The organism is Paenibacillus sp. J14 (genome assembly GCF_000518465.1).
Classification (GTDB): Bacteria; Bacillota; Bacilli; order Paenibacillales; family Paenibacillaceae; genus Fontibacillus; species Fontibacillus barengoltzii.
The window spans coordinates 107,149-121,681 of record NZ_JADQ01000007.1; the positions used below are offsets into that span (position 1 = coordinate 107,149).

The following is a 14,533-nucleotide window of genomic DNA, read 5'->3' on the forward strand; positions in this document are numbered from 1 at the left end:
CTACTCCTTAGAACTGCCCGAGCGATATTCACTTGGCTTCCTCGCCGCTTCTAAAGCTTCGGCCAACCCCTTTACATCCAGCCCATCCACAGCGTAAGCCCGACGCACCAGCTCAGGCGGTACGAACTCATCGTATTTCCCCAGATAAGGGGATTCGGATGCAGCCAGCAATGCCTCAGGATGAGGGATGGAATTCAGTTCCGCCCGAATCGCGGCTAGCAGCTCCTCGGCACCTGCTCTTCCTGACACCACCATATAATAAGGTTCCATCGGAACGACTTGGCGCAAGCCCATCGGGTCCGTCAAATTATGCTTCAGCAGACGTTCCAAGGTTCGGAACTGCTTGCTTCCCGCCCACGGTAAAATAAACAGCGAATCGCCGCCAGCCGGAATGACAGGACTTCTCAGCAGCCCGCTCTCCCGGGCTAACCGGCGCGCCCGTTCCAAACGATTAGCCGCGCCCGGAGCAAGATACGGGTACAAGGTGTGTTCCTCCAACACCTGGCGCATCTTCTGCATGACCCGTGTATGTACATCTCCCCCAGCACCAAGCCAAAGCGTATCCACTTTGCCGCGCGAGGATTTGACGTACACCGCTTTATGCTTGCTGTCCACTTCCTCGACCTTCCACAGCTTCCCGGCGAGCGAGAAGCAATAGCCAGGCGGCGGCACAGTAGTGATACTGCCGATTTCCTCCGAGCCGTTATAGACGACATGCTCCTCGTCATCCTTAAAGACCGCGTAGAAGCGAAAGTTATTTACGATCTTCTCTCCGCCGAGTCCGATGATCAGGGTGCCTTCCTCGGTCTGCTGAATATGGTCGGTTTGCAGCAGGTACTGCAGCATTGCCTTGTACTCCTCCGGCTCAACGCCGCGAAACGCCGGCAATGTCAGCACAGCCCGGGCCAAATCCGCCGGTTCCGCTTCGCCAATGCTCTTGAGCGTGCTCATCGTCTGATGGTACAGCACGCCAACCGGCTTCTTGCGCAGCTCGACCGGTTCCACCCAGCGCTCACGCACATACAGCTCGATGACCGCGATCGCCCGCAGCAACGTCCACGGCATTCGTGCCGGCAATTGGGCGTCCTCATCTTCTTCCTCCGCGCAGAGGAACATCATCTCCGATGCCTGATCACCACGCCGGCCGGAGCGTCCCAACCGCTGCACAAAGCTGGAGCAGCTGTAGGGTGCGCCAAGCTGGATGACCCGCTCCAGCTCGCCCAGGTCGATGCCGAGTTCCAGCGTCACCGTCGCTGCGGCTACCGCCGGTCCCGGGCCGGAGCGCAGCGCGGCCTCGGTCTCCTCGCGCAGCATCGCCGAAATGCTGCCGTGATGAACATGGAACACATCGCGCTCCTCCCGCTTCGCTGCGATCCGGCGAAGCTCCAGCGTAGTCAACTCGGCGTCAGTACGGCTGTTGGTGAAGACGAGCGCTTTTTTGCGATGGGTGTTGTCGTAAATGAAGTTGTAATACTTCTGCTTGGCCAGCTCAAGATGCTCCGCTTCCCGTTCATCGCGGGCATCTGGGAAGGAGAAATGCTCCACCGACAACTTCAGTTTACGTCCGCCCGGCGGCGAGACCACCTCCACCGGCTGCGGCGTCCCCGCCCCCAGCCAACGGGCTGCAATCTCGTAATCACCAAGTGTAGCCGACAAACCGATTCGTCTCGGCTTACAAGAAGCCATCCGCTCCAATCGGGTAAGTTGGCTGATGACCTGAATCCCCCGGTCGGCCCCCATAAAGGCGTGCACCTCGTCGATCATGATATACCGCAGGTCATGGAACAACGCGGGGATTGCATTCGGGCGGTTCATCAGCAGCCCTTCCAGCGACTCGGGGGTAATTTGCAGGACACCGCTGGGGCGCTGCATCAGCTTGGTTTTCTCCGCTTGGGCGACATCCCCGTGCCAATGCCAGACCGGCACTTCCCCATCCCGTAGCAACTCCTTGATCCGCTCAAACTGGTCGTTAATCAATGCCTTTAACGGCCCAATGTATAGAATGCCAACGGATTCCGATGGCCGATGATAAAGCTCTGTCAGCGCAGGGAAAAAGGCGGCTTCCGTCTTCCCCGACGCCGTGCCGGATGCGATCAACAGATGGTGCGGCGTGTCGAACAGCACACGACAGGCTTCCACCTGGGCGTCGCGCAGCGAGTCCCATTTTTTGCGATAGATGTATTCCTGAATAAACGGCGCTAACCGAGAGAAAGGACTAGGCCCGCTCATAACTCAAACTCCGCCAAAAAGTCGTCCAGCTCGTCAGAGCCGCCTTTATCCTTGGCCCCTTGGCTCATCGACGCCGCATATTCCTGTTCCCGTTCACCCATAAGTTCCTCGAACGAAAGCTCCGGTTGCTGGTGCATCAGGTGCAGCACATCCATAAAATCGCGCACGACCTCCCGGGTTGTGAGCAACTCCTCAGCCCCCAGTCGATTTACCGCTGCCTGCATAAATACGATCAGCTGTTCATCGGTCAGTTGCATCGTGTAACCGAAATGGATCGCGTGAATCTCGCGCAGCTTCTGCAACAGGAGCAAAATTTCCTCATGCGACAGCATGTCCAACTTCAGGATTGGCGACGTATATGAACGGCGCGTCCCGCTGCTGTAACGCCCGTCGATCAATCGCGAGCGCAGAGCATCGTAGCTGAACAGCCCCCGCCGCTCGTCTTCCACGAACTGCGGCGTACCGCCCATGAAGATGCCGAGATACTGGGCCTTGCCCTGCATCGTGTCGTTGAACATCGTCAGGATCTTCTCGTAATTGCTTTGGCGGGAAATGCTGTTTGTGATTTTATACAGATTCACGCCCTCATCGATAAACAGAAGCAGCCCCCGATACCCGATGCGCACGGCAAATTCCGCCCACAGCTTCATGTAATCGTACCAGTTATCATCGTCGATAATTACACCAACGCCCAGCTCTTGGCGCGCTTCCGTTTTGGTCGGAACCTCACCGCGCAGCCAGCGTAAGGCTGCGGCTTTCCGATCATCGTCACCAAGCTTGTAGCCTGACCAGTAGGCGGCCAGCACCTTGGCGAAGTCAAACCCGTGCACAAGACTTTGCATCTCATTGGTCACCGCATAAATGCGAAGCTCCACCGCATCATGCAGTTGCGGATCACCGGGACGCAGGCCGGTGGCTTGCATTTGCTCCTGTTGGAGAGCGGCGATCCACTTCTGCAGCATCGTCTCCAGCGCGCCGCCGTCGGGCCGTGTCCGAGTGGAGAGATGCATCATCAACTCCCGGTAGGTTGCCAGCCCTTGACCTTTCGTGCCAACCAGCCGGCGCTCCGGCGACAAATCGGCGTCAGCCACCACAAAATCGCGATCCATCGCATAGTTGCGAATCATTTGGAGCAGGAAGCTCTTCCCGCTTCCGTAACGCCCTGTGATCAAGCGGAAAGCCGCCCCGCCCTCTGCGATATTGTCCATATCCTGCAGGATCGACGCTACCTCCGGTTTACGTCCGACCGCGATATGCTCCAGCCCGACACGCGGCACGACCCCGGCCGTCAAGGAATTGACGAGCGCGGTGGTCAGCCGCTTGGGGATTTGTACCTGTTTCATTCTCGTTCACCTCATCGTTCCAAACTTATCCTATATCCAATCAATGTATCGCTTATCGCTCAGCGTTGACTTGCAAGCCATTCGTTAAGCTCCGCACGGTAGTCTTCGACGACTTCGTCCCCATCGATCAAAAGATCACCAATTCTCTCCATCGCCAGCTCATTGATCTCATCGATCAGCAACTCAGGCATGGAGCCAGCTTGCTCGGCAATCGCTTGGCGCTCCGCAGCATTATAGCCCTGGAGCAGGGCGGCCAGCATCAGCGCCTGCGGAGGGGTCAAGCCGGCGAACAGTTCCTGCCATTCCTCCGGCAGGTTCGCATTCGCCTCGCTTTGGACCTGCTCAGCATCACTTCGTTCCTCAGTCACGGACTGAGAAGCTTGTTTATCCGGTTGCGGGGACTGCGAAGCAATAACCGTCTCCTCTTTACGCCCCCCGATCAAGTCTTCGCGATCGGATCGCGCCGCCGTGGAATCTTCCGATACCTGCTCATATCCCCGTTCAAAATCAAGAGCAGGCTGCAACGGTTCAACTTCAACGAGCTTGCGTCCCAAAGAAGTTACAGCTCGCTCCAGCGGCATTCCCGGTGCTTCCGGCGTAAAGGCCAGCGTCTGCTCCTCGCTGAGCAACATGTCCCGCACTTCATCGGATTCCTGCTGAAGCTTGCGCAATTTGGCGGTGTTAATTTTCACCTTGGGTGCCCGGGCTTTCGCTTCTTCTGCCTTCCGTCGTTCAAATTCCTTGTGCAAATAACGGCGGACCAGCTGCTCGATCTCCGGCCCTACATCGATCCCCCTCAGCTTCCCCTTAACCCCGGTAAACTCCCGCAATAAGTTCTCCGTCAAGCGAACGAGCTGGGTCAGAAATGCGCGTAACGGCGGATGCCCGCTGTAGGGCAAGACAATAACCGTCTTCGTGCGCCCATACATTTCATGATCATATACCGCGCTGCGGAATAGATAGCGGGCGATTTGAGTTTCCGTCGGCTTATACAGCTCCAGAATACGAATGCCTTTGCTTCTAGAGAGATAGCCGTCGACCAGCGAGATGACTTTCGGCACGTAATTCTGCATATCCTTACGCCCTTGCTCCTGGTAAAAACGGCTCTTCTCCACATCATAATCAATCAGCTTAAGCAACAGCTCCCAGCTCAAGTCCAGCGGTTCAGCGGTGAATCTTCTGCGCCATTCCAGCTCCTTCAGCTCCATGGACAAATTGCGGGGCAGCTTTGTCATCGGTTCCGTGGGACGTTCCTCCAGTTGGAACACCAAGGTCAAATCAAATAACCACTCCCGTACGTAAAGATCCAGTTTAGGATAACGCTGCCGGTAACCCTGCCAGACTTGTTCCATTAAGGTATATCCTTCGGCCGGCTCCGACCAGCCGATTCCATGGATCAGCTCGTACAAATAAACGAAGATGTAGGACAGATCAGTATCCGGATAACGTCCGGAACGGACCTCCCCTCGCCAGAACAAATACCATTTCAGCTGCCTTGGCTGCATCTCATCATAGGTCGGCCAATACGTTTGAAAAGGAACAAACTCCGCTGCCCCCTCTACGGCTTCCGCCAATTCCTTCGCCTTCTGGACAAACCGTTGCTCCCGGGAGATATAACGAAAATCCTGCTGCCAATCCGTATTACGCTCCCATAGATCCGGCTCGACAACCCGGCTCACCGGCTCCTTCCGGCCTTCCTCCGGCTTGCTTCCGTCCACCACTTCCAATTCGGCGAAAATTAACCGGTGTTCCGAGCTCGTCTGTTGTTCCCGATTATGATGTAAATGTCGGTTGAAAAAGCTGTGTTTCTCATCCGTACCTTCATTCATCGTTCCTAAACCTCCGTCACGACCATTATACCATCCGACCGAAAATTTGTTCGCCTTTTGAATACTATTTTGCCCTCCCTTATAATGAAAAGCAACTGCAAGTTGCCGGGGAGGGCGAAGGTTTAATGAATAAATGGCTGAAAGCTTGTGTTTTTCTAATTGGAGCGGCCGTTTTAACCCGACTGATTCCGTTCTCGGATTGGTTCCGCATGCTGGACACGATGGTGCATGAGCTGGGCCATGCCCTTGTTACTTTACTTGCGTCCGGGCAAGTGCTTCGCATCGAACTGCACCCGGATCACAGCGGCGTCACCTATTCGGTACTCGCTTCGGGATGGAGCCAATTCGCCGTAGCTTTGGCTGGATATACCTCGGCTTCCCTGTTTGCGGTTGCCATGTTCTTCGGCTATTCCCGTCAACAACAAGCCGCCGGCCTTGTCTTGATCAGTATGCTGGCCTTGATCTCGCTGCTGCTGTTTGTACGCTCAGGCTACGGCCGGGGATGGTTGATTTTGTTTGTGCTGGTGAACGCTGCATTTTTCCTGTGGGGAGGACGCATTCGCAACTTCTATTACCTGCTGCTGTCGTTCCTATGCTTGGAAGAGTCGGTGCTGGGGCCGGTCACGCTGCTGCTAAATTCCATTGTATCGCCCAGCCAGGCGGGAGATGCGACCAATCTGGCCCAGCTGACAGGGGTTGCTCCTCTCGTGTGGTCGCTCATCTTTGTAATGATTTCATTGTTATGCGCCTTGTCCGCGCTGCAGCTGTATTGGAATGACCGCAAACGAAACCGGGAGAAGCGTAGAATGAGTCGAGGTAGCTCAGTGAGCCCGTAAAACATACCCTTATTGATCCTTAATCACCGTACATCTCATGACATAAACCGCCTGATTGTCACGAATTAATGCATCGACATCATCGCTGGACTCCATATGGTCTTTCCCTTTGTTTCTTGCAATTACGCCCAAAACGGCCGTTTCATTTGGGTTCGCAGTAATGGACGTCATGGGATGGGTCATCGCACTATCATAATCTTGCTTGGCGAGTTCCGTTTTCGAGCTAACCACGTTGCCATTTTGCCGGAAAGCAAGCGTCCAGACCTCGTCCCCATTCCCCATTGCAAGCGTCGTTAAATATAATCTGAAGGAATTGTCATGAACCTGATCTATAGAAGATTCCATCCCAAACAAGGAGCCCACTTTTTCCCCATTTTCATAATCATCGATCCAAATATGAACCCGATCGGCTTGAACCTTGCCTAAGTTCACATCAAAGACCAAGGCACGATCTGATCCTGCTGCTTTCAGAATGGCATATTCTTCGTTGTCCATCGGCAAGTTTTCAATCGTGATGCCCTTGATTTCCTGATCTGGCAGGTGGTTCTCTAGGTCAAGCACCTCTGAACGACTCCCTTCACAACCCGTGAGGACCAAAGAAGCAACTAGAACACAAGCCAGGATAAGATATATGTATTTTCTCATCCTACACCTCACAAACTACTGATATTAAATCGATTGCCGTCTGGATCGTAGAAATGAAAGCCGATAAGTCCCTGGGTCAGATAGCCCCCGATTCCAGAGGTTTCGATCCCGCGTTGTTTTAAATATTGGTAATATTTGAACAAGTCCTGGCGCTCCTGAATCCAACATACCGGCTGAACCTGCCCGTCCACTTTGCCGACGAAAGCCTTACCGCTTTTTTGCTCAAGTACCCAAAGCGACTTGGCTTCGGAATGATTCAGCTTCATCTCCATCACCGCGTAGCCGCCCTTCGGATCATGCTGGGTGCATTTCATGCCCAGATACTGGCCGTACCATTGAATAGACTCGTTTAACCGGCTAACGCCTACCCGAATCCAAGAGGGCGCTAAGTCGGCAGAAGGCAACGTCAAATCTTCCTGCAACGTTAACCGGATGCCTTCGGCGGTAGCCCATACATCGAAATACCGGGACTCAGGTCCGGCATATACCGAAGATACTCGTACGCCATCGGTGACAAATGCTCGCCGCAGACGATCCAACTCCCGGGTTCGAAAGCACACCCGAAGGTCGGCATCCACCGTCCCTCGTTCTGCATAGTGATGGGGGAGCCGGGTATCCGTAAGATAAGTTACCAACCAGGTTCCAAGAGGAAGCTGCGTCATTTTACCCTGGGAACAACGTGGATCTACCTTCCAGTTTTCTTGCCGAAGCATCTTCCAACCCAAGTACTTCTCGAACCACTTCACCACTTGATCATGATTATCCCACAGCACATCAATATATTGACCGTCAAAATAAAGCTCGGGGATTTCCTTGCCCGCTGCCATAGGGTGCCTCCTTCATCCATTCATACAGAACTTTTCAATCCTATTATCGCCGAACCTGTCCGCAGGATAAAGGTAAAATTTAGCTTTTGCGCCGCTTCCTTCTGAATCTTTCGTTCATATAATGCGACTGGGACTCACAAACAAGTTTAAAGAATGGCGATTTTGCGGTAAGATGGTATTCGATGTTTCTATGAACTAGGGATTGGAAAGGAACGGTGCAGATGGATCCGCAGCATATCATCGAACAAGCCGAGCACTTTGTGCAAAACGTGCACAGCGGTGACGGGAGCGGCCACGACTGGTGGCATATCCATCGGGTGCGGAAGTTGGCCTTGGCTATCGCCCGTAAGGAGCAGGCAGATTTGTTCGTATGTGAGCTGGCAGCCCTGATGCACGACGTCGCCGACGAGAAGCTGAATCCGTCCAAGGAAGCCGGCTTGCATCGGGTTCGCAGCTGGTTGGAAGCACATATCGAGGATTCATCCGTCATCAACGAAGTCATGGAGATTATATCGACCATGTCATATAATGGCGGCAATAATCCCCCTATGGCAACGCTCAATGGACAAATCGTTCAAGATGCTGACCGACTGGATGCCATCGGCGCGATCGGCATTGCCAGAACATTTGCCTATGGAGGTTCCAGAGGCAGATCGATGCATGAACCGGGGCGGGATTTCTCCGATTTGGATTATCGCAGCCGCGAAAAAACGACGATTTATCATTTCTACGAAAAGCTATTAAAGTTAAAAGATTTGATGAATACCCGGTATGCCCGGAAGCTGGCTGAATCACGGCATGAATTTATGCTGCATTTCTTAGAGCAGTTTTACCGCGAATGGGATGCCGCTGACGAACATCAGGATGAACAAACCACAACAAATTCAGGTGATATGAGTGAGAATCGCATTTTTTGATTCAGGGATTGGCGGCTTGACCGTGTTAACGGAGGCGATGAGGAAGCTGCCGAACGAAGACTTTCTATATTTTGCCGATACGCTTCACGTGCCTTACGGGACGAAGACGCTGCCCGAAGTGAGACGGTACGTCGAGGAATCGGTAAGTCGTATCATGCAGGGCGACATTAAAGCCTTGGTCGTGGCTTGCAATACGGCAACAAGCGCAGCGATTGAGGAACTTCGCCGCACCTACGACATTCCGATTGTTGGCATGGAGCCAGCCGTCAAGCCGGCTGTAAAACGCAGCCAAGCCGCTGGCAAGCGGGTTTTGGTTTTTGCAACCTCGTTGACGTTAAGCCTCTCGAAATACACTGACCTGGTGGCCCGGGTGGACGACCACAAAGTGGTGGATTCGATGCCGCTGCCTGAGTTGGTGCAATACTGCGAACAACTGCAGTTTGATCGGGACGAAATCGAGCGTTACTTCAGCCGCAAGCTTGCGGGCATCGATTTGTCGCAATACAGTACAATTGTGCTGGGATGTACGCATTTTCCTTATTACAAAAGCATCCTGCAGCAAATCCTGCCTCCCCATATTGAGTTGATTGACGGCAGCCATGGTACCGTTGAACGGCTGTGTTCGCTGATTGGCTGTTCGGCCCAACCCGATCAAGAATTCAAGGGGCATATCGAGTTCAAATGCTCCGACGAAAACCCGGCTTATCTGGACAAAATGGCCCGAGCGCTGGATTACCTGCAAACGCAATATTCTGTTCAATAATGCAGGGCAACGTATAAAAAGCCTTGTCCCGGCGATGAAATCGCTTAGGACAGGGCTTTTTTGAGCTGCGCGGACACAGGTTCCATCATTCCATCTCCTCATTGAGCAGAACCATATGGATATGATCTTCCCACCTCCCGTTAATTTGCAGGTATTTTCTTGAGATGCCCTCATTTTGAAAGCCTAACTTCTGAACCACGCGAAGTGAAGCTTGATTCCTCGGCATGATGTTGGCCTCAATCCGATGCAAGCGCAGTTCATGAAACGCGTGGTTGACCACTGCCTCCACTGCTTCTGTCATCAGTCCCTTTCCTTGCTCCTGCTCATCGATTCGATACCCCATATAACAAGACTGGAACGCCCCTCTGACAATATTGCTTAGTGCCACCGAGCCGATGATCCGGCCATCTCTGAACAGCCAAAATTTTCGGAGCAGGCCTCGCTCCATCGTTTCGGCCTCATCCCGCAGGATGTCCTGTTGAGCGGAGTACGTGTAGAAGTCTTCCGTTCTTATAGGTTCCCATTCCTTGAGGAAGTCTTTATTCCGCATAACAAAGGCCAAGACCTGATCCGTATAAGTGTCATCGATGATTTTAAGCGTCAATCGTTTGGTCGTGATTTCATTTTTCATAGATAGCCCTCTCTTTTTCCATAATGCCTTGATTTATAATTCCGATATCTTGGTACTGATGATTTGGTGATCTCCGATTTGCGCTGTCAGTTTAAACCGGGTTCCCTGCTCTTCGGGAAGAAAAAGGTACCAGATTCGAATGCCTGAATCCGCCGTATCCTGAATCGTAGCAGTCAAATCTTCGTTAGTCGTGTAGCTATAGACTTGAATCGTATCGATTTGCGGGTTTTGGATCACGCCAAAGAGAAACGGAAATGGGGAATCTGCATCTGTGCCCTTTGTGGATGAAAAATATTGCTCCGTCCAGAATCTGTCCGGCTCATTTTCAGAGATGCGAGGCACGGTATGCCCTCCGCCCCATCCCCATTTCCAGCCCAGCAACGGCGTTTTTTGAACGTATTCGGCACTGATTGTCTGCACGTTTTGTAGATGACGAAGCAGAAACAACACCCTCCCTCGATCTGTCTCAACCTCGTGTAAGAGTTGTCCATCGTTCATAAATCGAACTTTCTCGACTGCCTCAATGGGTGTAGACGAATAGGAGTTGCTTATGTAGAAGTAGCCAAGCCCAAGTGCAGTTAGGACCAACGCAAAAATAGCAAGTTTTCTCATAGATCCTCCCGGGTGAGATCGTTGGAAATGAATGCTTCCATCATTATACATTCTTATCCCGGCAGACCACTAGCCTTTTGAATCTATTACTATAAAACCCACCTTCATGCGAAGGTGGGTTGTCTTATGCTAAATATGATTAGGATGATGGCAAATCCAACCAAACCCCGGGTGTTTCAGCTGCCTTCAATCCGTACTCGATGATGGTAATCACGGCTACAGTTTCGGCCGGGTCAACTGCGGGCTGACCGGTTTCAAAGAATGTCACCAGGTTCCGGATAAACGGCTCAAAGAAATTGGAGGCCGCCGTGGGTTGCTTAAAGGTTCCGTTCCCGTATTTGATGCCAAGGGTAAACGGGCAATTGTCCCCCAGATGGTGGATTGATGCTTGCCGCCCTTCCCCAAAGTCGATGAGCAGTGCAGGGGAATCCGTCGTCCCGGTGAACATGATGCGCTTGGGAGCGGGCCCCATCAGACGGATGATCGGCTCGATTTGATGAATTGAATAGTTATCGAAAGCGCCAGGCCCCCAGCTGCAAATCGTTTGAATCCCTTCCGGGTCAATCTCCGCATATTCGCTGGCAAAACGGAGCGCCGACGTCGAATACATCGGCGTTCCGTGCTGCGCGGCCAGGTTGAAGAGGCGCACCGCTGTCTCCCGGTCTGGAGCAAACGTCTTATCGATGTAGGTCGGCTTGCCCGACTTGAGTGGAAGCTGCGACAACTCCTCATGATACTCTGGGTTGTCAGGCGATAACACGATCAAGGTATCGCTCCGCTCCACAACGTCTTGAATGGACGGCAACAACTCGATACCGTGCGCTTGACACCATGCTTCGTTTGTAATTCCGTTCTCCTTGTCTTTTTTGCCATAAGCATACGTAACCTTCATGGCACCATCAGAAGCCTGCTCAATCCACCCGGGATATTTGTTGGCATGGAACTGGTCGAGATGCAGGTCGATAAACCCGATTTTTTTCATGAGAGCGCGATTTCCTCCCCTTTGTCGGACGAATCATAAATCGCCTGAATAATGCGAGAGGACAGGATGACGGTGTCAATATGGGAGGGCTGCTTCTCCCCCGTTTGGATGCACTCCAGGAATCCATCGATTTCCTGCTGATACATATTCCCGGAGGTGAACTTTGGCGTTGTTTCGATCAGAGCGCCGTCTTTGGCTGTATAGAAGGTAAAATCCCTGCCGTAGTTCAACCGTATGCCGCCCTTGTCGCCCAGGAAGTCGATAAACATCTCCTCAACTCCGATGTTCTGCGCCCAAGCTCCGTTCAAGGAAATCGTCGGGCCTTCGGTACGGATCAATGCGGTCACGAAGTCATCGACATCATACGTACCGTGATAATCCGGCGGTCCTGCCCACATTTTGAGATACGTATAGTTCTCCATGTCTTTCCCCAGTTTGGAATAGGCTTGACCGGTAACGGTTCTAGGCTTCGGATCGCCCGCACAGTACATGACGATGTCGATAAAATGAACACCCCAGTCGATCAGCGCCCCGCCACCGGCGATCGCTTTCGTCGTAAAAGCGCCGCCTAAACCCGGAATCGATCGGTGGGCGCGGAAGCTGGCGTACACATGATACAACTCGCCAAGCTCGCCGTTTTGGATCATGTTTTTGATGCGATTGACACTTTCGTTGTACCGATTCACGACCCCGATATTCAACACTTTGCCCGTCTCATGCTGGACCTTCTGCATTTCTAAGGCTTCTTCGTAAGTCCGGGCTGCCGGCTTCTCGCAAAGCACATGCTTCCCCGCACGAAGGCAATCAATGGCAATCGTCGCGTGCGAAGCATTAGGCGTACAGATGGATACAGCATCCACCTCCGGATCTTCAACGATCTGCCGGTAATCTGTGATCGCCTGTCCGCATTCGTATTTGGTGACAGCCGCCTCGGCGCGTTCCTTCAGGATGTCACAGAAATACTTGATTTCTACATGCTTGTGGTTCAGGTAAGACGGGATGTGGGCGTGGTTTGCAATCGTGCCGCAGCCAATCACGGCAATGGTGATCTTGTTCATCAGCTTCCCTCCTGCTAACTAGAAATCGTCGGATCAAGATAAGTCTATGATGATTCCTAGCATACCAGATCAGTCGCAAATTGGAATAAGTCAGAAGGCAAAACTACATCAAATTACCATAAAAGGTCACCCGCTTCCCGTACCGTTCTCTGGCCTAACCATCTACAATGAATGCAATCATGGGCAACCTGACGTCAGACGATGAATCTCAGGACAAAAGGAGAATGGAAGCGATGAAACGCGAAATGAAGGCGGATATCGTCATCCTTGGGGGTGGTACCGGAGGAACCGCCGCAGCTCTAGCCGCGGCAGCTTCAGGCAAAACCGTCATCATGACGGAGGAGACGCTTTGGATTGGCGGGCAACTGACCAGTCAGGCCGTTCCGCCGGATGAGCACCCCTGGATTGAGCATTTTGGCTGTACAAGAACTTACCGAAGATTCCGCAATGGCATACGCCAGTACTATCGAGATCATTATCCGTTAACACCGGCGGCGCGTAACCTACCCGAACTCAATCCCGGCGGCGGCATCGTCAGCCGGATTAGTCATGATCCCCGCGTTGGACTGGCTGTGCTTGAGCAGATGCTAGCCCCTTACCTGCACAGCGGAAGGCTGACGATTCTTCACCGTTATCGCCTCCAGCAAGCCGAAACTGAAGGAGATGCCGTCCGCAGTGTGACGGTACGTCATCTCGACACCGGGGATGAACTGGTGCTTGAGGCGCCGTTTTTTCTCGATGCCACCGAACTTGGAGACTTGCTTCCACTTGCAGGAATTGAGTATGTAACCGGGGCCGAATCGAAAGCACAGACCGGCGAGCCTCATGCAATCGATGGAGATCCGGCGCCGCAGGACATCCAGAGCTTCACGTATTGCTTTGCCGTAGACTATGCCGACGGGGAAGAACATCTCATCGACAAGCCTGAGATGTACGAGTTCTGGAGACAATATCAAGCCGACTTCTGGCCGGATCGGCTATTGAGCTTAACCGGCGTGAGGCCAGCTACGAACGAGCCGGTGGAGTATGAGATATTTCCGGGTTACGGAGGCAAGTTCCCGCTGTTTCAATACCGGCAAATCCTGGAGCCGTCCCATTTCGACAGCAGCTTCGGCTTCCGTCCGATCTCCCTGATCAACTGGCCGCAGAACGATTATTGGCTTGGCTCCATTATCGACGTACCAGAGGAAGAAGCCGCACGTCATCTCCATCAGGCTAAGCAGCTCAGCCTGTCGCTGTTGTATTGGCTGCAGACCGAAGCTCCCAGACCGGATGGCGGTCAAGGTTACCCCGGATTGCGCCTGCGCCGCGACGTGGTTGGAACGGAAGACGGGCTGGCGATGGCCCCCTATATCCGAGAGTCGAGACGAATTCAAGCGGAGTTTACGGTGCTGGAGCAGCATGTCGCCACGGCATCCCGACCAGATGGTGCAGCCGAGCAGTTCCCGGATTCCGTAGGAATCGGATGTTACCGCATCGATCTGCATCCGAGCACAGGCAACCGACCGTACATTGATATCTCTTCCTTGCCCTTTCAAATTCCGCTGGGCAGCTTAATCCCGAAACGGGTCAAAAACGTACTGGCCGCCGGCAAAAATATCGGGGTTACCCATATCACCAACGGCTGTTACCGGCTCCATCCCGTGGAATGGAACATCGGCGAAGCCGCGGGAATGTGCGCCAGCTTCTGCTTGGACCGCAACCTCTTCCCAACAGACGTACGCAATCATGATGAAACCTTATCCGACTTTCAACAGCGCCTTCTTAGCCAAGGGGTTGAATTGCAGTGGCCCAAGCTGCGCCCTGTCTAATATTTTTCTAGAAAAAAAGAATGCCAGCCTGCGGATGAAGCCTTCCGCAG

The 14,533-nt window shown here is 53.1% G+C and carries 13 protein-coding genes; 4 read left to right on the plus strand and 9 right to left on the minus strand.

Annotated features, from left to right (window positions below):
* The 3 genes from M891_RS0103590 to M891_RS0103600 are packed head-to-tail and all read right to left on the minus strand — an operon-like array spanning position 1 to position 5,401.
* Positions 1–2,229 carry a DEAD/DEAH box helicase gene (locus M891_RS0103590; RefSeq protein ID WP_028537859.1) on the minus strand — a complete coding sequence of 743 codons (2,229 nt, stop codon included), beginning with the start codon at positions 2,227–2,229 and terminating at the stop codon, positions 1–3.
* The gene (locus M891_RS0103595; RefSeq protein ID WP_028537860.1) at positions 2,226–3,572 is read right to left on the minus strand and encodes an ATP-binding protein; all 1,347 of its coding nucleotides are present in this window, start codon (positions 3,570–3,572) and stop codon (positions 2,226–2,228) included. Before M891_RS0103595 ends, M891_RS0103590 begins: the two co-directional genes overlap by 4 nt.
* 59 nt (positions 3,573–3,631) lie before the next feature.
* Positions 3,632–5,401 (minus strand): TerB N-terminal domain-containing protein, encoded by a 1,770-nt coding sequence (locus M891_RS0103600; RefSeq protein WP_028537861.1) that lies wholly within the window; start codon positions 5,399–5,401, stop codon positions 3,632–3,634.
* Between the two features lie 125 nt (positions 5,402–5,526).
* Here M891_RS0103600 and M891_RS0103605 point away from each other — a divergent pair, with 125 nt between their 5' ends.
* Positions 5,527–6,237 (plus strand): M50 family metallopeptidase, encoded by a 711-nt coding sequence (locus tag M891_RS0103605; protein ID WP_028537862.1) that lies wholly within the window; start codon positions 5,527–5,529, stop codon positions 6,235–6,237.
* Between the two features lie 9 nt (positions 6,238–6,246).
* Here M891_RS0103605 and M891_RS0103610 read toward each other — a convergent pair whose 3' ends face one another.
* Together M891_RS0103610 and M891_RS0103615 are read right to left on the minus strand one after the other, a co-directional pair.
* Positions 6,247–6,882: a hypothetical protein gene (locus M891_RS0103610; RefSeq protein WP_127575528.1), complete on the minus strand. Its 636-nt coding sequence runs from the start codon at positions 6,880–6,882 to the stop codon at positions 6,247–6,249.
* 8 nt (positions 6,883–6,890) lie between these two features.
* Positions 6,891–7,709 carry a VOC family protein gene (locus M891_RS0103615; RefSeq protein ID WP_028537864.1) on the minus strand — a complete coding sequence of 273 codons (819 nt, stop codon included), beginning with the start codon at positions 7,707–7,709 and terminating at the stop codon, positions 6,891–6,893.
* 221 nt (positions 7,710–7,930) lie between these two features.
* Here M891_RS0103615 and M891_RS23250 point away from each other — a divergent pair, with 221 nt between their 5' ends.
* On the plus strand, positions 7,931–8,626 hold the full coding sequence (locus M891_RS23250; RefSeq protein WP_036699295.1) for an HD domain-containing protein: 696 nt from the start codon (positions 7,931–7,933) through the stop codon (positions 8,624–8,626).
* Positions 8,607–9,389, plus strand: coding sequence for a glutamate racemase (gene murI, locus M891_RS0103625; protein WP_028537865.1), 783 nt, complete (start codon positions 8,607–8,609; stop codon positions 9,387–9,389). Before M891_RS23250 ends, murI begins: the two co-directional genes overlap by 20 nt.
* Before the next feature lie 85 nt (positions 9,390–9,474).
* Here murI and M891_RS0103630 read toward each other — a convergent pair whose 3' ends face one another.
* The 4 genes from M891_RS0103630 to M891_RS0103645 form a co-directional block, all read right to left on the minus strand.
* On the minus strand, positions 9,475–10,020 hold the full coding sequence (locus M891_RS0103630) for a GNAT family N-acetyltransferase (RefSeq protein WP_028537866.1): 546 nt from the start codon (positions 10,018–10,020) through the stop codon (positions 9,475–9,477).
* 33 nt (positions 10,021–10,053) lie between these two features.
* Positions 10,054–10,632 (minus strand): hypothetical protein, encoded by a 579-nt coding sequence (locus M891_RS0103635; RefSeq protein WP_028537867.1) that lies wholly within the window; start codon positions 10,630–10,632, stop codon positions 10,054–10,056.
* 139 nt (positions 10,633–10,771) lie between these two features.
* Complete coding sequence (locus tag M891_RS0103640) at positions 10,772–11,614, minus strand: hypothetical protein (RefSeq protein WP_028537868.1); 843 nt, start codon at positions 11,612–11,614, stop codon at positions 10,772–10,774.
* Positions 11,611–12,672, minus strand: coding sequence for a Gfo/Idh/MocA family protein (locus tag M891_RS0103645; RefSeq protein ID WP_028537869.1), 1,062 nt, complete (start codon positions 12,670–12,672; stop codon positions 11,611–11,613). Before M891_RS0103645 ends, M891_RS0103640 begins: the two co-directional genes overlap by 4 nt.
* Positions 12,673–12,905: 233 nt before the next feature.
* Between M891_RS0103645 and M891_RS0103650 the strand changes: the two genes are divergently transcribed.
* The gene (locus M891_RS0103650; protein WP_028537870.1) at positions 12,906–14,483 is read left to right on the plus strand and encodes an FAD-dependent oxidoreductase; all 1,578 of its coding nucleotides are present in this window, start codon (positions 12,906–12,908) and stop codon (positions 14,481–14,483) included.
* The last annotated feature ends 50 nt before the right edge of the window (positions 14,484–14,533 follow it).